The 20,384-nt window shown below is 74.0% G+C and carries 21 protein-coding genes; 10 read left to right on the top strand and 11 right to left on the bottom strand.

What is annotated here, in order from left to right; all coding sequences use genetic code 11:
- Positions 1-269: 269 nt before the first annotated feature.
- Genes ACIP5O_RS24270 through ACIP5O_RS24290 form a run of 5 tightly spaced genes read right to left on the bottom strand, consistent with a single transcriptional unit; the run spans position 270 to position 6,199 of the window.
- Complete coding sequence (locus ACIP5O_RS24270; RefSeq protein WP_401296604.1) at positions 270-1,112, bottom strand: ECF transporter S component; 843 nt, start codon at positions 1,110-1,112, stop codon at positions 270-272.
- A complete protein-coding gene (locus tag ACIP5O_RS24275; RefSeq protein WP_401296606.1) occupies positions 1,109-3,091 on the bottom strand; it encodes an ABC transporter ATP-binding protein in 1,983 nt (660 codons plus the stop codon). Before ACIP5O_RS24275 ends, ACIP5O_RS24270 begins: the two co-directional genes overlap by 4 nt.
- Positions 3,088-4,215 carry an energy-coupling factor transporter transmembrane component T gene (locus ACIP5O_RS24280; RefSeq protein WP_401296608.1) on the bottom strand — a complete coding sequence of 376 codons (1,128 nt, stop codon included), beginning with the start codon at positions 4,213-4,215 and terminating at the stop codon, positions 3,088-3,090. The genes ACIP5O_RS24275 and ACIP5O_RS24280 overlap by 4 nt, the downstream gene beginning before the upstream one ends.
- Positions 4,212-4,949: an SCO2322 family protein gene (locus ACIP5O_RS24285; protein ID WP_401296609.1), complete on the bottom strand. Its 738-nt coding sequence runs from the start codon at positions 4,947-4,949 to the stop codon at positions 4,212-4,214. Before ACIP5O_RS24285 ends, ACIP5O_RS24280 begins: the two co-directional genes overlap by 4 nt.
- A complete protein-coding gene (locus ACIP5O_RS24290) occupies positions 4,946-6,199 on the bottom strand; it encodes a prenyltransferase/squalene oxidase repeat-containing protein (RefSeq protein ID WP_401296611.1) in 1,254 nt (417 codons plus the stop codon). Before ACIP5O_RS24290 ends, ACIP5O_RS24285 begins: the two co-directional genes overlap by 4 nt.
- Before the next feature lie 393 nt (positions 6,200-6,592).
- Here ACIP5O_RS24290 and ACIP5O_RS24295 point away from each other — a divergent pair, with 393 nt between their 5' ends.
- Positions 6,593-7,165: a hypothetical protein gene (locus ACIP5O_RS24295; RefSeq protein ID WP_401296613.1), complete on the top strand. Its 573-nt coding sequence runs from the start codon at positions 6,593-6,595 to the stop codon at positions 7,163-7,165.
- Between the two features lie 6 nt (positions 7,166-7,171).
- Here ACIP5O_RS24295 and ACIP5O_RS24300 read toward each other — a convergent pair whose 3' ends face one another.
- Positions 7,172-7,786: a TetR family transcriptional regulator gene (locus tag ACIP5O_RS24300; protein ID WP_401296615.1), complete on the bottom strand. Its 615-nt coding sequence runs from the start codon at positions 7,784-7,786 to the stop codon at positions 7,172-7,174.
- 208 nt (positions 7,787-7,994) lie between these two features.
- Between ACIP5O_RS24300 and ACIP5O_RS24305 the strand changes: the two genes are divergently transcribed.
- The 4 genes from ACIP5O_RS24305 (at position 7,995) to ACIP5O_RS24320 (ending at position 11,984) form a co-directional block, all read left to right on the top strand.
- Positions 7,995-9,362, top strand: coding sequence for a glycosyltransferase family 4 protein (locus ACIP5O_RS24305; protein WP_401296617.1), 1,368 nt, complete (start codon positions 7,995-7,997; stop codon positions 9,360-9,362).
- A 109-nt stretch (positions 9,363-9,471) separates the two neighbouring features.
- Positions 9,472-10,206, top strand: a complete 735-nt coding sequence (locus ACIP5O_RS24310) for a class I SAM-dependent methyltransferase (protein ID WP_356544450.1) — start codon at positions 9,472-9,474, stop codon at positions 10,204-10,206.
- Positions 10,203-11,303: a prenyltransferase gene (locus tag ACIP5O_RS24315; RefSeq protein WP_401296619.1), complete on the top strand. Its 1,101-nt coding sequence runs from the start codon at positions 10,203-10,205 to the stop codon at positions 11,301-11,303. The genes ACIP5O_RS24310 and ACIP5O_RS24315 overlap by 4 nt, the downstream gene beginning before the upstream one ends.
- Positions 11,304-11,423: 120 nt before the next feature.
- A complete protein-coding gene (locus ACIP5O_RS24320) occupies positions 11,424-11,984 on the top strand; it encodes a hypothetical protein (protein WP_401296621.1) in 561 nt (186 codons plus the stop codon).
- A gap of 58 nt (positions 11,985-12,042) precedes the next feature.
- On the opposite strand, the gene ACIP5O_RS24325 is transcribed toward ACIP5O_RS24320, so the two are convergent.
- A complete protein-coding gene (locus ACIP5O_RS24325; protein WP_356544444.1) occupies positions 12,043-12,864 on the bottom strand; it encodes a hypothetical protein in 822 nt (273 codons plus the stop codon).
- Positions 12,865-13,012: 148 nt separating this feature from the next.
- On the bottom strand, positions 13,013-13,894 hold the full coding sequence (locus tag ACIP5O_RS24330) for an N-acetylmuramoyl-L-alanine amidase (protein ID WP_401296623.1): 882 nt from the start codon (positions 13,892-13,894) through the stop codon (positions 13,013-13,015).
- Between the two features lie 164 nt (positions 13,895-14,058).
- Here ACIP5O_RS24330 and ACIP5O_RS24335 point away from each other — a divergent pair, with 164 nt between their 5' ends.
- The gene (locus ACIP5O_RS24335) at positions 14,059-16,059 is read left to right on the top strand and encodes a hypothetical protein (protein WP_401296625.1); all 2,001 of its coding nucleotides are present in this window, start codon (positions 14,059-14,061) and stop codon (positions 16,057-16,059) included.
- 65 nt (positions 16,060-16,124) lie between these two features.
- Here the strand turns inward: ACIP5O_RS24335 and ACIP5O_RS24340 are convergent, their stop codons facing one another.
- A complete protein-coding gene (locus tag ACIP5O_RS24340) occupies positions 16,125-16,700 on the bottom strand; it encodes a class I SAM-dependent methyltransferase (RefSeq protein WP_401296963.1) in 576 nt (191 codons plus the stop codon).
- Between the two features lie 100 nt (positions 16,701-16,800).
- Entirely contained in the window at positions 16,801-17,157 is a 357-nt protein-coding gene (locus tag ACIP5O_RS24345) for an ATP-binding protein (RefSeq protein ID WP_401296965.1), read from the bottom strand.
- Positions 17,158-17,293: 136 nt separating this feature from the next.
- Between ACIP5O_RS24345 and ACIP5O_RS24350 the strand changes: the two genes are divergently transcribed.
- Together ACIP5O_RS24350 and ACIP5O_RS24355 are read left to right on the top strand one after the other, a co-directional pair.
- A complete protein-coding gene (locus ACIP5O_RS24350; RefSeq protein WP_401296627.1) occupies positions 17,294-18,142 on the top strand; it encodes a Scr1 family TA system antitoxin-like transcriptional regulator in 849 nt (282 codons plus the stop codon).
- Positions 18,102-18,383, top strand: a complete 282-nt coding sequence (locus tag ACIP5O_RS24355) for a DUF397 domain-containing protein (RefSeq protein WP_401296629.1) — start codon at positions 18,102-18,104, stop codon at positions 18,381-18,383. The genes ACIP5O_RS24350 and ACIP5O_RS24355 overlap by 41 nt, the downstream gene beginning before the upstream one ends.
- A gap of 91 nt (positions 18,384-18,474) precedes the next feature.
- Here ACIP5O_RS24355 and ACIP5O_RS24360 read toward each other — a convergent pair whose 3' ends face one another.
- Positions 18,475-18,870: a cupin domain-containing protein gene (locus ACIP5O_RS24360; RefSeq protein ID WP_401296631.1), complete on the bottom strand. Its 396-nt coding sequence runs from the start codon at positions 18,868-18,870 to the stop codon at positions 18,475-18,477.
- 52 nt (positions 18,871-18,922) lie between these two features.
- Here ACIP5O_RS24360 and ACIP5O_RS24365 point away from each other — a divergent pair, with 52 nt between their 5' ends.
- Both ACIP5O_RS24365 and ACIP5O_RS24370 read left to right on the top strand, forming a co-directional pair.
- The gene (locus ACIP5O_RS24365; protein ID WP_401296633.1) at positions 18,923-19,936 is read left to right on the top strand and encodes a GlxA family transcriptional regulator; all 1,014 of its coding nucleotides are present in this window, start codon (positions 18,923-18,925) and stop codon (positions 19,934-19,936) included.
- A 39-nt stretch (positions 19,937-19,975) separates the two neighbouring features.
- The gene (locus ACIP5O_RS24370) at positions 19,976-20,356 is read left to right on the top strand and encodes a hypothetical protein (protein ID WP_401296634.1); all 381 of its coding nucleotides are present in this window, start codon (positions 19,976-19,978) and stop codon (positions 20,354-20,356) included.
- The last annotated feature ends 28 nt before the right edge of the window (positions 20,357-20,384 follow it).

Raw genomic sequence — 20,384 nt, forward strand, 5'->3', positions numbered from 1 at the left:
CGTTTTCGGCACGCCGGAACCAGGGCCCCGGAGACCCGGGAACTGGAGGGACCGGCCTGCCTGAGGCGCTGCGGTGAGCACCGGCTGCCTGGCGACGTCCACCAGAGAAGCAGGGCCGGAACGGCGATGCAACGACCCCCTGTACGAGGAAGGTTCGGACCCGGGAGGAACGTCCCGGGCGGCGGGTGAGGTACGTTTCCGCAGGCTATGGGGGCTTGGGCGGGACTTTGGGTGGTTCTGTACTTCTACTATTCCGGCTCGTACGTGACCTAGGTCCTGTGGGGCGGCTCACTCGCGGAGGCCCCTTCCGGGCTCTCGAATGTGACCCGGGCCTCGAAGTTCGCCCGTCGCGTCGCCCGCCGCAGCGCCCTCAGGAGCGTGCCGCCGACCGTGAGCGTGAGGACGACGGTGAGCGCGGCCCGGCCGAGGTCCCAGCCGAGGGAGGTGGCGGTGACGTACGCGAGGAAGCGGACCAGGTTCTCGTGGAGCGGGGCGCCCGGCTGGAAGGAGATCCCGCTGCTCAGGCCCTGGAGCAGGACCCAGCCCTGGAGGTTCATGACCGTGCCGTACGCGAACGCCGCCGCGAAGCCGTACGCCGAGAGCATCAGGAGCTCGCCCCGGCCCCGCAGCGTCCGCTGCCCCGGCAGCAGCCCCGCCCCCATCGTGAACCAGCCCATCGACAGCATCTGGAACGGCATCCAGGGGCCCACACCGCCCGTGAGCAGCGCGGACGCGAACATCGTCACCGCGCCGAGGACGAAGCCGAAGCCCGGGCCCAGGACCCGGCCGCTCAGCACCATCAGGAAGAACATCGGCTCCAGGCCGGCCGTCCCCGCCCCCAGCGGGCGCAGCGCCGCGCCCACGGCGGCGAGCACCCCCAGCATCGCGACCGCCTTCGCGTCCATGCCGGAGTCCGCGATCGTCGCCACCACGACCGCGACGAGCAGCGGCAGCAGGGCCGCGAACAGCCACGGAGCGTCACCGGCGTGTGACGTCACGGCCGAGCCGGCGTCCGCGAACAGGGGCCAGCAGAAGGCGGCGATCCCGATCAGGGAGACGAGGACGAGGGCGGCGACCGAGCGGGGGCCGAGGCGGAGGGGGCGTGCGCTCATTCCGCTCCCTCCGGGCCTTCCAGCGCCCGCTCCACCTGCTCGACCGTGAGCCACGGCTGCGGGGCCAGGATCTTGGCCACCTGTGGCGAGAACGCGGGCGAGGAGACCACGACCTCGGCCGTCGGGCCGTCCGCGACCACCTCGCCGTCCGCGACGATCACCACCCGGTGGGCCAGCTCGGCCGCCAGCTCCACGTCGTGCGTGGCGAGCACGATCGCGTGCCCGTCCGCCGCGAGGGCGCGCAGGTGCTCGACGAGGCGGGCCTTGGCCGCGTAGTCCAGGCCCCGGGTCGGCTCGTCCAGGAGGAGCAGCGGCGGGCGGCCGGTCAGGACGACGGCCAGGGCGAGGGCGAGGCGCTGGCCCTCGGAGAGGTCCCGGGGGTGGGTGTCGTCCGCGACGCCCGGCAGCAGCTCGGACACCAGGGCCCGGCAGGTCCCGTCCTCCGCGCCCGCGTCCGCGTCGGCCGCCGCGCACTCGGCGGCGACGGTGTCCGCGTACAGCAGGTCCCTCGGCTCCTGCGGCACCAGGCCGACCTGGCGGATCAGCTCGCGCGGGTCCGTGGCGTGCGGGGCCCGGCCCGCGATCCGGACGGTGCCGGAGGTGGGGGCGATCATGCCGACGAGGGCGGCCAGGAGGGTCGACTTCCCGGCGCCGTTCCGTCCCATGAGGGCGACGGTCTCGCCGGGGTCGACGCGGAGGTCGATCGTGCGGAGGGCCTCCACGCGGGCGCGGCGGACGTGGAGGGAGGTGGTGAGGACGAGGGGGGTGGGGGGGTGTGCCTTGTCCTGGGGCTGGGACTGCGGGCGCCGTCGCGAGAAGAGGGAGAAGCCCCCACCCCGCCCTTTCCCGAAACCGGGGGCGCTGCCCCCGGGCCCCCGGCGGGTCGCGTCGCCGTCCGCGCTTACGGGGGCTCCGCCCCCGGACCCCCGCGCCTCAAACGCCGGCGGGGCTGAGATGCGGGCATCGTCCCCGGAAGGAGACGCCGAGCCGGTGGGTCGGGACGTGGTGGCGGTCCCCGTGTCCGCCGCATCCAGCCCGTCCGGCGTTTGAGGACCGGGGTCCGGGGCGGAGCCCCGGTTACGGGAAGTGGGGGTCCCCCCACGCCCTCGGGCGTAGGGGGAGGGGTGGGGGAGAGGCCCCGCAGGGACCCCCGCAGGAGTCCCCGTCCCGATCAACGGCTCCAGGCGCTCCTTCAGGCCCCCCGCCCTCCTCCTCGCGTCCCGCACCGTCAGCGGCAGTGGTGTCCAGCCCGCCAGGCGGCCCAGGGAGACCACCGGGGGGTGGATCGGGGAGAGGGACATGACGGTGGACGGGGGGCCCATGACCGCCTCCGGGAGGAGGAGGACCTGGTCGGCGTACTGGACGACGCGTTCGAGGCGGTGTTCCGCGAGGAGGACCGTCGTGCCGAGGTCGTGGACCAGGCGCTGGAGGACCGCGAGGACGTCCTCCGCCGCCGACGGGTCGAGCGCGGAGGTCGGCTCGTCGAGGACGAGGACCTTGGGGTGCGGGGTGAGGACGGAGCCGATCGCGACCCGCTGGCGCTGCCCGCCGGAGAGCGTCGCGATCGGACGGTCGCGGAGTTCGGCGAGGCCGAGGAGGTCGAGGGTCTCCTCGACCCGGCGCCGCATGACGCCGGGCGCGAGCCCCAGGGACTCCATCCCGTACGCGAGCTCGTCCTCGACCGTGTCGGTGACGAAGTGGGCCGACGGGTCCTGCCCCACCGTGCCGACCACGTCCGCCAGTTCGCGCGGCGGATGCGTACGGGTGTCCCGGCCGTCGACCGTCACCCGGCCCGTCAGCGTGCCGCCCGTGAAGTGGGGGACCAGGCCCGACACCGCGCCGAGGAGGGTCGACTTGCCCACGCCCGAGGGGCCCACCAGGAGGACCAGTTCCCCCTCCGGGACGGTGAGGTCGAGGTTCCGGAGCGTCGGCTCGGCGTCCTCCTCGTACCTCACGGAGACGTTCTCGAAGCGGATCACGGGTTCTCCTCGGGTACGGGGGCCACGAACGCCGGCACCAGGCCCACCAGGACCGACAGCGCGGGCAGCAGCGGCAGTTCCGGGGCCGCCAGGGGGACGACCCCGGGGTGCAGCGCCTCCGGGGCGTACGCGTTCGCCCGGATCATCAGGACCGCGACCGCCACCCCGGAGCCCGCCACCAGCCAGGACCGGGCGCCCCAGCGGTCGGGCCGGTACCGGGTGCGTACGGTCCGGCGCCCGCCGAGCCGGAGCCCGGCCACGGCGGCGAGGAGCCCGGCGCCGAGCAGCGGGAGCCCGTAGCCCGCGCCCTCCGCCGCGAGCAGCCCGTACGATCCGGCGCAGATGCCGAGGAGCCCGCCGAGGGTCAGGACGTTCGTGGTGCGGCGCACGGACGCCGGGACGTGGGCCGTCCGCCCGTAGCCCCGCGCGTCCATCGACGCCGCCACCGCGATCGAGCGTTCGAGGGCTCCCTCCAGGACCGGCAGGCCGATCTGGAGGACCGCCCGGACCCCGCCCGTGGGGCGGCCCCGCAGCCGGCGGGCGGTCCGCAGCCGGACCACGTCGGCGACCATGTTCGGCGCGAAGGTCATCGCCACGACGACGGCGACCCCCGCCTCGTAAAGAGCCCCCGGCAGCGACTTGAGCAGCCGCGCCGGGTTGGCGAGCGCGTTCGCGGCGCCCACGCAGATCAGCAGGGTCGCCAGCTTCGCGCCGTCGTACACCGCGAACAGCAGTTGCTCGGCCGTCACCCGGCCTCCGATCCGCACCCCCTGCGCCCAGTCGGGCAGCGGCACCTCGGGCAGCGTGAGGAGGAGGTGCGTGCCCGGGATCGGGGAGCCGAGGAGGAGGGAGAAGACGACGCGGAGGGCCACCACGAACAGGCCCAGCTTCACGAACGCGCCGTACGAGCGGGCCCAGGGCGCGTCCGTGCGGCGGGCCGCGACGACGTAGCCGGCGACGCCGACGATCAGGCCGAGCAGCAGCGGGTTGGTGGTCCGGGAGGCGGCGACGGCCAGGCCGAGCGCCCACAGCCACCACGCGCCCGCGTGCAGGGCGTTGGCCCGGGACGCGACGGGAGCCGTGAGCGCGCCGCGGAAGGCACGACGAGCGGGGGCGGTGCTCATCCGCGGCGGCGGGCCTTCCAGATCGCGGCCCCGCCGAGCGCCAGGACGGCCGCCCCGCCGACGAGCACGCCGACGGACGGACCGCCACCACCGTCCTGCTTCTCCCGCTTCTTCGGAGGGGTGGCCGTGGCGGTGGGCTCCTCGCCCACCTCCTCGCCGCAGCCCCGCGCCGGGTAGCCGGCGATCCCGCACAGCATGGCCCCGCTGTCGTACCGCAGCGGCTTCGCCACGGCGGCGAGCGCCTCCGCGCCGGTCGCGTCGGGGCGGAGCTGCGCGCAGCCGGTGGTGATCCGCCGCGGCGGCGGGGTCTCGCCGGGCGGGGCGTCGGCCGGGCCGCCGAAGTCGACGACGACCGCGACCCGCTTCGTGCCGTCCTTCGCCGCCACGTCCCCGCAGATCCGGGCGAAGTCCGGGGCGGCGGTGGGTTTGGCGGTGTCGTCGGCCTCCTGGCTGACCGCGAAGCGGAAGCCGACCGCGTCGCCGTCGGCGGGCCGGGCGGTCGCCGGGCCCTGCGTGGCGTACGCCCAGGGCTTGCCGCCGTCGCTCTCCCAGTACGACCAGTAGCGGTAGCCGGCGGCGTGCGCCGGGGCGGCCGCGACCCCGGCGAGGGTCAGCAGCGCCCCGGCCGCGGCGCCCGCGACCCTGGCGGTGGTCCTGGCCGCGCTGGTCCTGACCGTGGTCGTCCCGGCCGTGGTGGTCCCGGCCGCGGGGGTCCTGACGGCGGCGGAGGTCACTTCTTGCGGCCGCTCAGGAGGAAGCCGATGCCGACGCCGACGACCGTGCCGATGCCGATGATCCACCAGAGGTCGAAGCCGGAGTCCTCGTCGTCGCTGGTGGTGGAGGAGGCGGAGGTGTCGGGGCTCTTGGGCGCGGGCCCGGCGGCGTTGAGCCGCTCGACCAGGTCGACCGAGCCGAACTTGCGGGGGTCGGTCTCCGTCGCGCGGGCGGCCAGGACGAGCTGGGCGTAGGCGGCCGGGCCGTTCTCCTTCGCCCAGGCGGCGGAGTTCTTCTCCAGCCACTCCAGGGCGGGCATGGCCTCCTTGGCGGCACCGGCGGCGGAGAGCGCGACGACGGCGTCGGCGGTGTTGCCGAAGTCGGGCTGCTCGGCTGCATCGGCGGCGCCCGGCATGGGCGGCTGGACGAGGTGGTGGGTCTTCGCGAGGGCCTTCGCCAGGTAGGAGGCGCCGTTGAGGGCGGCCCGCTCGGGGGTCGGCTTCGACAGGTCGGCGCAGGCGGGCGCCTGCTCGGGGGAGGCCTTGGTGGCGACCATGCTCTTGCCGAGCCCGGCGAGGGCGGCGGCGGCGGTGGCGTCGGCGTTGGCGAACAGCTTCCCGGCCTTGTCGGGCTGGTACGCGAAGGCGCCGGGGCCCTCCTTGTCCGTGCAGGGCAGGGCGAAGGCGAGGAGCGCGTCGTAGGGGGTGCGGCCCCCGGCGGAGGTGAACGTGGTGGGGCGCGTGCCGGTCGCGGCGAGCGCGCCCACGACGACGGAGGTGGAGTTGGCGTCGCTGGCGCCGCCGACGCCGTAGCCCCAGCCGCCGTCCTCGTTCTGCACGGTCTTCAGCCAGGCGGTGCCGTCCTTGACGGCCTGGTCGGCCTTCTCGGGGGCGGCGCTCTGGCGGCGGACGGCGGCGAGCGCCTGCACGGCGACGGCGGTGGCGTTGGTGTCCCGCATCGTCTTCGCGTCGCAGGGCTTCGCGGCGTCCGCGCGGTAGGACGCGAAGGAGCCGTCGTCGCACTGCTGGCCGAGGAGCCACTCCACGGCCCGGTCGGAGGGCTGGTAGCCGGTGGCGCGCTGGGCGAGGAAGGCGAGCGACTGGCGCCAGACGCCGTCGTACGTCGGGTCCTTCGTGCCGTACAGACCGGCCGGGAGCTTCCCCGTGGTGGGGGTCGGGGAGGGGGCGGCGGAGGCCTGCCCGGCTGCTCCGGTGCCGAGTACGGCGACGGCGGCGAGCGCGGCGGCGGCTGCGCGGCGGACGGTGTTCATGGGGCCCTCTCCTGCGGCCGGGCACGGCACGTCTCGGGCACCGGGCTCGGCTCCGTATTCCTCGACGGTGCCGGCGGTCACGTCCCGTCCGGGGCATTCCGACTCGCCGCCCTCCGTGAAGGGGCGGCATACGGCTTGGGGCATCCCCTGCTCGAGCGCAGCCGAGAGCTTGGGGAAGGGTCAGTACCGGATTTCCACCGGTTTCCCCCCGTACGGGCATGATGACGACCCGCTCACTCTACCGGCCCGTACGCGCTGCTCACCGAGGGTGTGAGCGGCCTCGCACCGGTCCCCGGAAACGGACGGGCCGTCACGTCCCGCCCCGTGCGAAACTCCTGCGGCACCGCCGGACGATCACCGTCCGGCGGCGATCGACAGGGGTGGGAGACGACGGTGGGGAAGAACGTGCGCAAGGGGACGGCGGTCCGGGCGACCGTGATCGTGGCCGTGGTGCTCGGCGCCGCGGGCTGCGGCACGGGTGACGGCGGGCCGTCCGCCGTCCCGTCGGCGACGGCCCGGGCCGAGGACACCGGTCCGGTCACGAAGGCCTCGGCCCAGGCGGACATCGACGCGGCGGTCGCGGACGCGGGGGCCCCGGCCGACGATCCGGACTGGGCGAAGACGACCGCGGCCCGTTGCGGGGCCGGTTACCGCGGTTACGGGACGGAGGACGCGAAGGCCGATCTCGGCCGGTACGAGGCGGTGGTCGGCGAGCTGCGCGAGCGCGGCTGGCAGCCGTCCTTCGAGGTGCCCGAGCGCAAGGACGGGAACGGGACGGTCCAGATCGCCCACAAGTACTTCACGAAGCGCGGCTGGACCCTGTCGGCGGAGTTCCAGGGCTTCGAGACGGGACTGATCAACGTGTCGGCCGCCGACAAGGCCTGCATGGACGAGGTCCGGTCCCGCATCCCGCTCCCCGTGCAGTCCGCCCTGTCCGCGGGCGGGGCCGACGGACGGCGACCGTAGCGGCGGTCACCCGGTGGGCGCCCTCGTCCCGATCAGCCGGCACACCGTCTCGATGTCGATCTTCACCTGGGCGATCGAGGAGCGTCCCGACAGCCAGGTGATCAGGGCCGAGTGCCAGGTGTGCTCGATGACCCGGACCGCCGAGCGCTGTTCCGGCGTCGGGTGCCCGGTCCCCATCGCGTCCAGGACGATCGCGGTGGTCAGCCGCGAGACCTCGTCGACCTCGGCGCTCGCGCCCCGGTCCGCGAAGATCAGCGCCCGCACCATCGCGTCGGCGAGCTGCGGTTCCCGCTGGAGCGCCCGGAAGGCCCGCATGAGGGTCTCCGCGACCCGTTCCGCCGGGTCCGCGCCCGCCGGGGGCCGCTTGCGCAGGGTGGTGTGCAGGTGCCGGAGCTGGTCCTGCATCACCGCGACCAGCAGGTGGATCTTCGACGGGAAGTAGCGGTACAGCGTGCCCAGGGCCACGCCCGCCTCCTCGGCGACCTCCCGCATCTGCACGGCGTCGAACCCGCCCCGCGACGCGAGCCGCGTGCTGGCGTCCAGGATGCGCCGCCGCCGCGCCTCCTGACGCTCCGTGAGGGGTGCGGCGATGCCGTGGTCCGCTCTGTTCTCTGCGGTCATGGGGTCCCGATTCCGTGCGGTGGGGAGCGACAGTATGGCGGCGGCGGGGCCGTGGCGTGAATCACCCGCTCCGGATCTCACCGCGGCGCTACCTGCCGGTAGATTCTGTCCTTCCCGGACGGCCGGGCGACGGCCGAGTCTGTAACTTGTTCTAGATTAACGCCAGCGGTTACGCTCCGGCGAAACGCACGCTCGAAGGGGGCCGCGCATGACCGCCGAGGCCGTAGAGGCAGGCCCCCGACAGGGCGTCACCGACCCCGGTGACGTCCCCCAAGTTCTCGGCCGTGCTCGAACAGGGGGGACCCCCACGTTGCGGATCGCTCTCCTCACGTACAAGGGGAACCCCTTCTGCGGGGGCCAGGGCGTCTACGTCCGGCACCTCTCCCGCGAGCTCGCCCGCCTCGGCCACACCGTCGAGGTCATCGGCTCCCAGCCGTACCCGACCCTCGACGAGGGCGTGCCGCTCACCGAGATCGCCAGCCTCGACCTCTACCGCTCCCCGGACCCCTTCCGGACCCCGAAGCGCGACGAGTACCGCGACTGGATCGACGCCCTCGAAGTCGCCACCATGTGGACCGGCGGCTTCCCCGAGCCGCTCACCTTCTCCCTGCGGGCCCGGCGCATGCTCGCCGCCCGCCGCGGCGACTTCGACGTCGTCCACGACAACCAGACCCTCGGGTACGGACTCCTCGGCGGTCCGCGCGCGCTCGGCGCGCCCCTCGTCACCACGATCCACCACCCCATCACCGTCGACCGCGGCCTCGACCTCGACGCCGCCGACACCTGGAAGCGCCGCCTCTCGGTCCGCCGCTGGTACGCCTTCACCACCATGCAGAAGCGGGTCGCCCGCCGCCTGCCGTCCGTGCTCACCGTCTCCGGCACCTCCCGCCGGGAGATCGTCGAGCACCTCGGCGTCCGGGAGGACCGCGTCCGGGTCGTCCACATCGGCGCCGACACCGACCTCTGGTCCCCGGACCCCTCGGTCGCCGAGGTCCCCGGCCGGATCGTCACCACCTCCAGCGCCGACGTCCCCCTCAAGGGCCTGATCCACCTGATCGAGGCGCTCGCCAAGCTCCGCACCGAGAACCCCGACGCGCACCTCGTCGTCGTCGGCAAGCGCGCCGAGGACGGCCCGGTCGCCCGGGCCATCGAGCGGTACGGCCTCGAAGGCGCCGTCGAGTTCGTCAAGGGCATCAGCGACGCCGAGCTCGTCGACCTCGTCCGCTCCGCCCAGGTCTCCTGCGTGCCCTCGCTGTACGAGGGGTTCTCGCTGCCCGCCGCCGAGGCCATGGCCACCGGCACCCCGCTCGTCGCCACCACCGGCGGCGCCATCCCCGAGGTCGCGGGCCCCGACGGCGAGACCTGCCTCGCGGTGCCGCCCGGCGACGCGGACGCCCTCGCCGCCGCCCTCGGCCGGGTCCTCGGCGACCCCGACCTGCGCGCCCGGCTCGGCGCCGCCGGACGGGACCGGGTCCTCGACCGCTTCACCTGGGCCCGCGCGGCCCGGGGCACCGCGGAGCTGTACCGCGAGGCGATCGCCCGCCGCGGCGCCGCGGCGCGCGGAGGCGCCCGGTGACACCTCGTCCTGTTCGCCGGGTGCGGCCCGGTGGGCCGGTTGTGCCCACCCGTTCCGCCCCGCGGAACGCCTGCCCACAACCTTCCCTCCACCGCGAAAGCAGGCCCTCGTGCTGACCGTCGACTTCACCCGCTTCCCGCTCGCCCCCGGCGACCGCGTGCTCGACCTGGGCTGCGGTGCGGGCCGGCACGCCTTCGAGTGCTACCGGCGCGGCGCCCGGGTCGTGGCCCTCGACCAGAACGGCGAGGAGATCCGCGAGGTCGCCAAGTGGTTCGCGGCCATGAAGGAGGCCGGGGAGGCCCCCGCCGGCGCGACCGCGACCGCGATGGAGGGCGACGCCCTCAACCTCCCCTTCCCCGACGCCTCCTTCGACGTCGTCATCATCTCCGAGGTCATGGAGCACATCCCGGACGACAAGGGCGTCCTCGCCGAGATGGTCCGCGTCCTCAAGCCGGGCGGCCGGATCGCCATCACCGTCCCGCGCTACGGCCCCGAGAAGGTCTGCTGGGCGCTCTCCGACGAGTACCACGAGGTCGAGGGCGGCCACATCCGCATCTACAGGGCCGACGAGCTCCTCGGCAAGATCCGGCAGGCCGGCCTCAAGCCCTACGGCACCCACCACGCGCACGCGCTGCACTCGCCGTACTGGTGGCTGAAGTGCGCCTTCGGCGTGGACAACGACAAGGCGCTGCCGGTCCGGGCCTACCACAAGCTCCTGGTCTGGGACATCATGAAGAAGCCCGCCCTGACCCGGGTCGCCGAGCAGCTCCTCAACCCGGTCGTCGGCAAGAGCTTCGTGGCGTACGCCACCAAGCCCCACCTCCCGAAGGCCGATGCCGAGTGACGAGTCCCGAGCGGATCGCCGAGCACCTCGTCCTGCCCGGCGTGCTCACCGCCGAGCAGGCCGCCGAGACCGTCGCCGGGATCCTCGCCGTCCAGCGCGAGGACGGCGCCATCCCCTGGTTCCGCGGCCACCACCTCGACCCCTGGGACCACGTCGAGGCCGCCATGGCCCTGGACGCGGCCGGCGAGCACGCCGCCGCCGCCCGCGCCTACGCGTGGCTCGCCCGCCACCAGAACGCCGACGGCTCCTGGTACGCGGCCTACCACGACGGCGACCCGGAGCGGGTCACCGACCGCAGCCGGGAGTCCAACTTCGTCGCGTACGTGGCGGCCGGCGTCTGGCACCACCACCTGTCCACCGGCGACGACGCCTTCCTCGACCGGATGTGGCCCGTCGTCTACGCCGCCGTGGAGTTCGTCCTCGGGCTCCAGCAGTCCGGCGGCCAGATCGGCTGGAAGCGTGAGCCCTCCGGCGAGCCCGTCACCGACGCCCTCCTCACCGGCAGCTCCTCGATCCACCAGGCCCTGCGCTGCGCCCTCGCCATCGCCGAGGCCCGCGAGGAGCCGCAGCCGGACTGGGAGCTGGCGGCCGGGGCCCTCGGCCACGCGATCCGCCGCCACCCCGAGCGCTTCCTCGACAAGTCCCGCTACTCGATGGACTGGTACTACCCGGTCCTCGGCGGCGCGGTCACCGGCGAGGAGGCGAGGGCCCGGATCGACGCGTCCTGGGACGCGTTCGTCGTGCCCGGCCTCGGCGTGCGCTGCGTGGTCCCCAACCCGTGGGTCACCGGCGGCGAGAGCTGCGAACTCGCCCTCGCCCTCTGGGCGGTGGGCGAGTCCGACCGGGCCCTCACCATCCTCCAGGACATCCAGCACCTGCGGGCCGCGAACGGCATGTACTGGACGGGGTACGTCTTCGAGGGCGCCACGGAGGCCGACAAGGCGATGTGGCCCGAGGAGCAGACCAGCTGGACCGCCGGGTCCCTGCTGCTCGCGGTGGCCGCGCTCGGCGGCGAGGAGGCCACGGTCGCCGTCTTCGGCGGCGAGCGCCTCCCGGTCGGCCTCGAACCGGACTGCTGCGGGGACCTCACCCCCTGATACGAGCGCCTGGGACGAGCCCCCGGGACGAAGGGCCGGTACCCGTACGGAGCCGCCCCGGTGGCGCCCGTACGGCCCCGGGGCGAGGCTGGCGCCACAGCCCCCAGGGAGGACCCCGCCGTGCCCGGAACCCTTTCGCGCGGAGCCGTGGCGCTGCCGCTGTGCTGCGCCCTGCTCCTGACCACCGCCGCCTGCGGCAACGACGACGACGCGCAGAGCGCGAGCGCCTCCGCGAACCCGTCGGGGGCCCCGTCCCCGTCGGGCAGCGCCGAGCGGCAGAAGCTGGCCAAGACCCGGTTCGTGGCCAACGCCGGTCTCGCCGCGGGCGCCACGTACCAGTGGATCGTGAAGCCGTACCGCGCCGGCAAGTTCAAGAAGGGCGCGGACGGGCGCACCTTCGCCCTGGTGAAGGCCGGTCTCGCGGGCGCCTTCACGTACAACCGGCTCAAGGCGGCCGTGAACAACGCCCAGGGCGACCCGCTGCTCTCGAAGGCGGTCGCGCCGCTCACCGCGGGCATCGACTCGCTCAAGGACCTCGGCACCAAGTTCCGCAAGGGCGAGGTCGGCGAGGGGGACGTCGGTGCCTTCGAGAGCGTGATCAACAGCGTGAAGGACGCGGGGAAGAGCGCCGGCGCGGAGGTCAAGGACCAGGTGCCCAGCACGTCCCAGCTCGGCGGCTGAGCCCCGGGAACGACGAAGGCCCCCCGTCCGGACGGGGGGCCTTCGGCATGGACGGAACTCAGCCGCGCTGGATGCCGGTGGTGTCCTGGAGGACGCCGCGGCGCCCGTCCTGCGTCTGCGCCACCAGGGCCTGGCCGCGCTGCTCGACCGCCAGGTACCAGGTGCCGGGCGCCAGCTCCGCGATCGGGGCCTGTCCGCCGTCCTCCGCGTACAGCGGACGGGCGACCGGGACCGCGAACCAGAACGGGGCGAAGTCCGAGGCGGGCTGCGCCGGGGCCGGCTGCGGCTCGGGCTGCTGGGCGGCCTGCGGCTGGGGCTGGGGCTGCGGGGCGGGGGCCTGCGCGCCGAACGGGTGGCCCGCACCGTGCGAGGCGTCGTGCGCGCCCCCGTACGGCTGCTGCTGCGCGCCCGGGTAGCCGTAGCCGCCGGGGACGCCCTGCGGACCGGGCTGACCCGGCTGCATGCCGTACGGCTGCGGGGTCTGCGGACGCGGCGCGCCCACCAGCGGGGCCTGGAGGGCCGGGACGAGCGGACCGGCGACCGCGGCGGCGGCGAGGACGAGCGCGGCGATCAGGCCGAGGATCAGACCGGCGCCCGCGTCGACCTCACCGAGGTCGAGGACGGTCCAGAAGAGGGACCACGCGGTGAAGAGCGTCGCCGCGACCCCGACCTGGCCGAGGTCGAGCCCGAGGACCTTGCGGGGCTGGGGCAGCGCGCGGTTCAGGACGACCAGGGCCGCGCCGATCACTCCCACCAGGTAGACGCCGATGGCGTTCCCCAGCGAGTCCCAGGCGTTCGGGGCGTCGATCGTGAGGCCCTTGTAGGAGATGTAGTCCAGGAACGAGGCGATGAACAGCACCACCGCTGCGCCGATCAGCACGCCATCGCCTCGGGTGAGGGAGCGGATATTCACGTGAGAAGTCCTTCGTCGGGTCGTCGTCGCGTCGGTCGTCGTCGCGACGGAGTGGCGCTCGAGTTCGTGGCAGGGGGGTGGCCCCGTCGTACGGAGAATCTATCGCCCGCCGGTTCTACCCCTTGAGGTAGGTGCCGATGCCGTCCGCGATCCCCTGCGCCGCCTTCTGTCGCCACGCCGCCGAGGTGAGCAGCTTCGCGTCCTTCGGATCACGCATATTGCCGCATTCGACGAACACCTTGGGGACGGTTGAGAGATTGAGTCCGCCGAGATCGTCCCGCACGTCCAACCCGGTACCTCCGCCGAGGTAGTTGGAGGGCGCGGTGCCGGTGGCGCGGGCGAACCGGTCCGCGATCCGTTCGCCCAGCTCACGGGAGGGGCCGACGATCTTCGCGGTGTCGGCGGCGCCCTCCCGCACGCGCGCGGGGAGGATCACGTGGAAACCGCGGTTCCCGACGGCCGAACCGTCCGCGTGGACGGAGACGACGGCGTCGGCGCGGGCCTCGTTGCCGATCCGGGCCCGCTCGTCGATGCAGGGGCCCCAGGGGCGTTCGGCGTCGTGGGTGAGCACGACCTTCGCGCCCCGCGCGACGAGGAGGTCCCGCAGCCGGTGGGAGACGTCGAGGGTGAAGGACGCCTCGGTGTACCCGGCGTCGGTCGACGTGCCCGTGGTGTCGCACTCCTTGCGGTTCGTCCCGATGTTCACCTTCTGGTTGATTTCCTCGGAATGCTGGAAGTTGCCGGGGTTGTGACCGGGATCGACGACGACGGTCCTCCCGGTGAGGGAACGGTTCTCCGGCGCGGTGGAGGTGGAGGTGGGGGCGGAGGGGGAGGCGGGAACGGACGTGGACGGCTCCCGGGAGCCCGGGGCCTTGTCCGACGGCGGGGCGGCCGGGTCCGGGGCGGTCCCGCACCCGGCGAGCGCGGCGCAGCAGCCCGTGGCGGCGAGGACGAGGGCGAGGGTACGGCGGGCGGTCTTCCACTGGTCGTTCGGCACCCCGCGACTTTAGGCCGTGCGAAGGGCGAAAACGTGCAGGGGTGCGTCGCAGATTGGTCACCGCTCCCGAAGAACGGTGGACGCGTGTGCGGAGACGGTGAAGGGTATCCAGCAAGAGGCGACGGTGGAGTGCCACCGCGCATGGACCCACGAGGGGGACCGTGGTGGGGGAAGAACCGAACGACGCACGTCCCGAGCCGGCGGACAGAGTCCCGGGCGAGGACGCTCCGAACCAGAACCAGAACCAGAACCAGAACCAGAACCAGGGCCGCGGCGGGAGCGGGCAGGGCGGCCCGTCGGCTCCCGACCCGCGCGTGGGTCCGGCGCCCGAGGCGCCGCCCTGGGCCCCGGCGCGCCCGGCGGCTGCCCCGCCCCCGCCGGCCCAGCCGCCCGCCACGCCCACGCTCGCCTTCGGCCCGCCGCCGGAGGCGTCCGGGCAGCCGGCCGGACAGGACCCCCGACAGGCCCCCGAACAGCCCGCGGGCGAGCCCTCCGGCCCGGTCCCCGTCGGCGCGGGCGCCGCCGCGCCCGGATACGGCTACCCGCAGTCCGGCCCCGCGACCGCGCCCGGCTACGGGCCCCCGCCGGGATACGGACCGCCGGGGTACGGGCCTCCCGGCTACGGCCCGCCGCCCGGTCCCGGGACCCCGCCGCCCGCGCAGCCGCCCGGCCCGGCGAACCCGGCGCAGGCCGCCGCGATCGGCCTGCTCAACCTCTCCGGCCTCGGCCTGGGGTACGTGCTCCTGCGCAACTGGATCGGCGCCGCGCTCTGCTGGCTCGCCACGATCGCCCTGCTCGTGGTCGCGCTCCCCGCCGACGTCGACGGCGTGCCCGTCGGCGTCCTCGTCGGGTACGGCGTCGTCCTGCTCGCCGCCGCGGCCGACGGCTTCCGGCGCGGACTGCGCGCCACCCTCCGGATCGGCACCGGCCTCCGGCGCCTGGCGCTGCCGCTCGCCCTGGTGCTGCTCGCCGTGCCCGCCGGGGGCTCCCTCGCGTACGGGGCGGCCCGCGACGAGGCGAAGGAGGAGGCCCTGCTCGCCCGCCTCGCCACCGCCGACGAGCGGGTGAAGTCCGGCGAGGGCCTCCTCTTCGAGCGGGCCGAGCCCCTCTACCGGCTTGCGCTCGACACCTACCAGGACCTCGGCACGAAGCACGCGGGGTCGCGGGCCGGGAAACTGGTCCCCGCGCGCCTCGACGCGTACTACGCGCAGCTCTCCGCCCCGTACGAGAAGAAGGACTACTGCAAGGCGGTCGCGCCGCTCACGCACCTGCGGGGCCTGTCCGGCACGCTCGACAAGGACCTCCTCGGCTCCCGCCCGGCGAAGGCGGACGAGCCGCTGGCCGAGTCGCTCTACGAGTGCGGGACGGCCGCGCTCGGCGTGCAGTCCGCCGACCCCTCCGCCGACAAGAGCCTGAACGCGCTCCTGGAGACCTTCCCGAAGTCGGACCGGGCGACCCGCGTCGGACCGGCCGTCCGGGAGGCGATCAAGACGCGGTCCACCGCCATCGACGGCGGCACCGCCCCCTGCGACACGGTCGTCGAGCTGCGCACGATCAGCACCACCGTGGCCGCCATGCCGGACTCCGCCCTCGGGGGCGCCTCGGGGCAGGCGGAGGCGGCCGTCGAGAAGGGCGACTTCGCCTGCGGGACCTCGCAGTTCAAGAACAAGGACTTCGACGACGCGGCCACGACGATGACCCAGTTCGCCAAGGACCACCCGGGCAGCCCGAAGGCCGCGCACGCGCGCTCGATCGCCATCGCCGCCGAGATCGCGGACGAGGAGCCCGAGGCCGGCAAGAGCCTGCCCCCGGCGAAGGCTCCCGGCGGTGCCAAGATGGTCATGGTGGTGAGCAACGACGGCCCCGGCTCGGTCGACCTGCTCTACACGGGCCCGACGACCGGGAAGATCACGCTGAACGCGTGCGCGACCTGCACCAAGTACCCGGGCTCGGTCTTCCTGGACCCGAAGAAGATCAAGGCGTGCACCGGCCCGTCCTCGAAGTACCCGAAGGCGACTCTGCTGCTGCCCGCCGGCACCTACCACTTCCTCCAGAAGCGGGACGGCACCGGCACGTCGTCGGCCGGGGACACCAAGTCGAGCAAGACGAAGATCGAACCGGGCTACAGCTACACGAACTGCCTGTACGTGACGTCGGGATTCTGAGACGCGGAACCCCGCCCGGCGGCCGCCCTTCTCTCGTGAGGGGGCGGCCGTCGCCCGTTCCCGCCTCAGCGGCGGCGCAGCACGCGCAGCGAGTCGGTGACCGAGACCTCCTCGAAGTCGCCCGACTCCAGGGCGCGGAGGTAGATCCGGTACGGGGCCTGGCCGCCGTCCGCCGGGTCCGGGAAGACGTCGTGGATGACCAGCAGACCGCCGGGGGCGACCTTGGGGGCCCAGCCCTCGTAGTCGTTCACGGCGTGCTCGTCGGTGTGCCCGCCGTCGACGAACACGAGGCCGAGCTGCCCGGCCCACACCTTCGCCACCTGCGGGGAGCGCCCGACGACCGCGATCACGTGCTCCTCCAGGCCCGCCCTGCGCAGGGTCCGCCGGAAGGTCGGCAGGGTGTCCATGAGGCCCACCTCGGGGTCGACCACGGTCGGGTCGTGGTACTCCCACCCCGGCTGCTGCTCCTCGCTGCCCCGGTGGTGGTCCACGGTGACCGCGACCGTCCCCGCCTGCCGGGCCGCGTCCGCGAGCAGGATCGTGGACCGCCCGCAGTACGTCCCGACCTCCAGGAGCGGCAGCCCCAGCTTGGCGGCCTCGGCGGCGGCCCCGTACAGCGCGAGCCCCTCCCCGACGGGCATGAAGCCCTTCGCGGCCTCGAAGGCGGCAAGGATCTCGGGGTTGGGCTCGAACACGGTGGCTCCTACTGACGGGTACGGCGGTACGGGCGCCCATCGTGCCCTACCCGTCGCACTCGAACCACACCGTCTTCCCGCCGGCCCGCTCCTCGACCCCCCACCGGTCCGTCACGGCCTCCACGAGGACGAGTCCCCGCCCGCCCTCGTCCAGCTCCCCGCCCGCCTTCGCGACCAGGGTCCCGGGCACCCCGTCCGCCACCTCCACCCGCAGCCCGTGCGGCTCGCGCAGGATCAGCACGGAACACCTGCGGCCCGGCACGTGCCGGACGACGTTCGCGACGAGCTCGGTGAGCGCGAGGGTCGCGGGGTCGGACAATCGGACGAGTTCCCACCGCGTGAGGAACATGTGCAGGATGCGGCGCATGTGACCGGCCGAGTGCTCACCCACGGTGAACCCCATCCGGTAACTCGTGGCAAGTTCCGCAGGGTAGAGGTCTGTTGCCTGATTCATGCCCCCAGGATGGTCCTCTTTCGTTACGCTCGGCTACGGCCCGAACACAACGCCTTGATGCGTCGATCTGGGGGGTGACCTCGCCGTGGTCAACATCCGCAACCTCGATCCCAGCGCCTCGCCGCTGGACTATTACGGGGCGGAATTACGCCGTCTGAGGGAGGCGGCCGGACTGAACCAGTCGCAGCTCGGTGACGTCGTCTACTGCACGGGCTCGCTGATCGGCCAGATAGAGACGGCGAAGAAGGTCCCGACGAGGCGGTTCTCGGAACAACTCGACGCCGCGTTGATGACGGGCGGGACGTTCACGAGGCTGGTGGGCCTGGTGCTGCGGTGCCAGCTGCCGACCTGGTTCCAGCCGTACGCGGACATGGAGGCGCGGGCGACGTACATCTCCTCGTTCCAGCCCCAACTGGTCGTCGGTCTGCTCCAGACGGAGGCGTACGCGCGCGCCGTGCTCGGGGTACGGACGGAAGGGGATCTCGACGCCAAGGTCGCTGCCCGAATGGATCGGCAGCGGATCCTGGAGCGGGAGACGCCACCTCTGGTGTGGGTCGTCCTGACCGAGGCGGTACTGCGTCAGGAGATCGGAAGCAAGCGGGTCATGCGAGGCCAACTCGCCCACCTGTTGAGCATGCAGGAGCACGACTGGGTCAAGATCCAGATCTTGCCGTTCACGGCCGGGGCGCACGCTGGTCTGCCCGGCGAGTTCAACCTGCTGCGGTTCGACGACGACCCCGACCTCGTGTACACCGAGGACTTCGTACAAGGGCATATGACCGCCGATCCGGCCGCGTTCAGGGAGGGTTCGCTCCGTTACGATCACCTGCAAGCAGCCGCCCTCTCGGTGGAGGACTCGGCCGCACTGATCGCCCGTGTCATGGAGGAGCACTATGGGGAGCAACCAGAACCTGACGGGCGCGCGTTGGCGTAAGTCCTCGTACAGCGGCGACAACGGCGGTGACTGCGTCGAGTGCGCCCCGCTCGGCACCGCCGCCTGGCGTAAGTCCTCGTACAGCTCGGACACCGGCGGCAACTGCGTCGAGGTCGCCGACCTCACCGCGCACGTCGCCGTCCGGGACTCCAAGAACCCCGAAGGCCCCGCCTTCCTCGCCGCGCCGGCCGCCTTCGCGGCCTTCGTGAGCGCCGCCGCCGAGGGGCGTCTCGGCCGCTGACCGCGGCGACCCTCGTAGGAACGACGATCCCCGCCCCGGCACTACCCGCCGGGGCGGGGATCACGTACGTGGGCCTCGTCCGGGCCCGGCCTCAGAGGTCCAGCGCGTGGCCGGTCGTCGCGTCGACGTGGGACGGGACCTCGTCGTGGCGGTCGCCGACCGTGGACGTGCCGGTGGGCTCGAACAGGAGGATCGAGGCGCCGTCGGGGGAGGACGGGCGGTGCTCGGTGCCGCGCGGGACGGTGAAGACGGAGCCGCGGGGGAGGCGGACCGTACGCTCGCCGGCGGGCTCGCGCAGGGCGATGTGCAGTTCGCCGTCGAGGACGAGGAAGAACTCGTCGGTGTCGTCGTGGGCGTGCCAGACGTGCTCGCCCCGGACCTTCGCGACGCGGACGTCGTAGTCGTTGACGCGGGTGGCGACGCGGGGGCTCCAGAGGGCGTCGAAGGAGGCGAGGGCGGTGGCGAGGGAAAGGGGTTCGTTGCGCATGGACCGATCCTCGGCCGTGGCGCGGACCGGGCGCGAGTGCTAGGAATCGCACATGCCGCAAGGATCCTCGCAACCGCGTGCAGTCGCACCGCTCCACCGGGTCGTCGTGATCGTCGACGCGCACTCCAACCCCTTCGAGCTCGGCTGTGCCACGGAGGTCTTCGGGCTGCGCAGGCCGGAGCTGGGGGAGGGGCGGGAGCTGCTGTACGACTTCCGGCTCTGCTCGCCGGATCCGGACACCCTCATGCGGGACGGCTTCTTCACCCTCACCGGGGTCGCCGGCCTGGAGGCGGCGGACGGGGCGGACACGGTGATCGTGCCGAACCGGCCGGACGTGGAGGTGCCGCGCCGCCCGGACGTGCTCGACGCGGTGCGGCGGGCGCACGCGCGCGGGGCCCGGCTGGTCGGTTTCTGCAGCGGGGCCTTCACGCTGGCGGAGGCGGGGGTGCTGGACGGGCGGCGGGCCACGGCGCACTGGCAGTGGGCGGACTCCTTCCGGCGGCGGTTCCCGGCGGTGCGGTTCGAGGAGGACGTGCTGTTCGTGGACGACGGGGACGTCCTGACGGCGGCGGGGAGTTCGGCGGCGCTCGACCTCGGGCTGCACGTCGTCCGGCGCGACCACGGGGCGGAGACCGCGAACGCGGTCAGCCGGCGCCTGGTCTTCGCGGCCCACCGGGACGGCGGGCAGAAGCAGTTCGTCGAGCGCCCCGTACCGGACGTCCCGGACGCGTCGCTCGCGCCGGTCCTCGCGTGGGCGCAGGAGCGGCTCGACCGGCCGCTGACCGTCGCGGACCTGGCGGACCGGGCCGCCGTCAGCCCGGCGACCCTGCACCGCCGCTTCCGGGCGGAACTGGGCACGACGCCGCTGGCGTGGCTGACGGGCGAACGGGTCGCCCTGGCCTGCCGGTTGATCGAACGGGGCGAGGTCCGCCTCGACGCGGTCGCCCGGGGCAGCGGCCTGGGCACGGCGGCCCACCTGCGCACCCTGATGCGCCGCGAGACGGGCCTCACGCCGACGGAGTACCGCCACCGCTACGGGCCCCGGTACGGCGAGGGGGCGGCATGAAAGCGTGTGAGGGACACGGGCACGAGGGAGGGCATGCGCATGGGGTACGGAGTCTCCCTGCACCGGTTCGCCGACGGTGAGCCGGAGGTGCTGGACGACCGGGTGATCCGGGACGTGCTGGCGCCCCACGTCGCACGCGCGGGCCGGGACGCCGGGGAACTGCTGATCCGGGCGGCCGACGGGGGAGAGGCTGAGGTGGACGTGAGCGCCACCGGCGTCGGCGTGCACCGTTTCCCGCCCGGTGGCGTCGTGGACCTCGTCGCCGAACTGGCCGGCCGTCTCGGAGCCGCCGTCGTCCTTCCGGACGGCGTCCTCGTGGGCGACGAGGAACAACGGGCGAACCTGCCGGACGGGTTGCGGGAGACGGCCGTCGTCGTCGAGATGACGGGGCCGGGCCTGCGGGGCGCGCTCGACGGCTGAGGACGGGGACCGGCCCGTTCGGCGGGGA

Origin of the sequence: Streptomyces sp. NPDC088915 (assembly GCF_044749825.1) — a bacterium.
Taxonomy (GTDB): domain Bacteria; phylum Actinomycetota; class Actinomycetes; order Streptomycetales; family Streptomycetaceae; genus Streptomyces.

Bases quoted from the DNA above. Each gene is read 5' to 3' on its own strand.
- ACIP5O_RS24370 (WP_401296634.1), top strand. From the start codon at position 19,976: ATGGGGTACGGAGTCTCCCTGCACCGGTTCGCCGACGGTGAGCCGGAG.
- ACIP5O_RS24280 (WP_401296608.1), bottom strand. From the start codon at position 4,215: ATGAGCACCGCCCCCGCTCGTCGTGCCTTCCGCGGCGCGCTCACGGCT.
- ACIP5O_RS24360 (WP_401296631.1), bottom strand. From the start codon at position 18,870: ATGCGCAACGAACCCCTTTCCCTCGCCACCGCCCTCGCCTCCTTCGAC.
- ACIP5O_RS24355 (WP_401296629.1), top strand. From the start codon at position 18,102: ATGGGGAGCAACCAGAACCTGACGGGCGCGCGTTGGCGTAAGTCCTCG.
- ACIP5O_RS24365 (WP_401296633.1), top strand. From the start codon at position 18,923: ATGCCGCAAGGATCCTCGCAACCGCGTGCAGTCGCACCGCTCCACCGG.
- ACIP5O_RS24305 (WP_401296617.1), top strand. From the start codon at position 7,995: ATGACCGCCGAGGCCGTAGAGGCAGGCCCCCGACAGGGCGTCACCGAC.
- ACIP5O_RS24270 (WP_401296604.1), bottom strand. From the start codon at position 1,112: ATGAGCGCACGCCCCCTCCGCCTCGGCCCCCGCTCGGTCGCCGCCCTC.
- ACIP5O_RS24340 (WP_401296963.1), bottom strand. From the start codon at position 16,700: ATGCCCGTCGGGGAGGGGCTCGCGCTGTACGGGGCCGCCGCCGAGGCC.
- ACIP5O_RS24345 (WP_401296965.1), bottom strand. From the start codon at position 17,157: ATGGGGTTCACCGTGGGTGAGCACTCGGCCGGTCACATGCGCCGCATC.
- ACIP5O_RS24290 (WP_401296611.1), bottom strand. From the start codon at position 6,199: ATGAACACCGTCCGCCGCGCAGCCGCCGCCGCGCTCGCCGCCGTCGCC.
- ACIP5O_RS24300 (WP_401296615.1), bottom strand. From the start codon at position 7,786: ATGACCGCAGAGAACAGAGCGGACCACGGCATCGCCGCACCCCTCACG.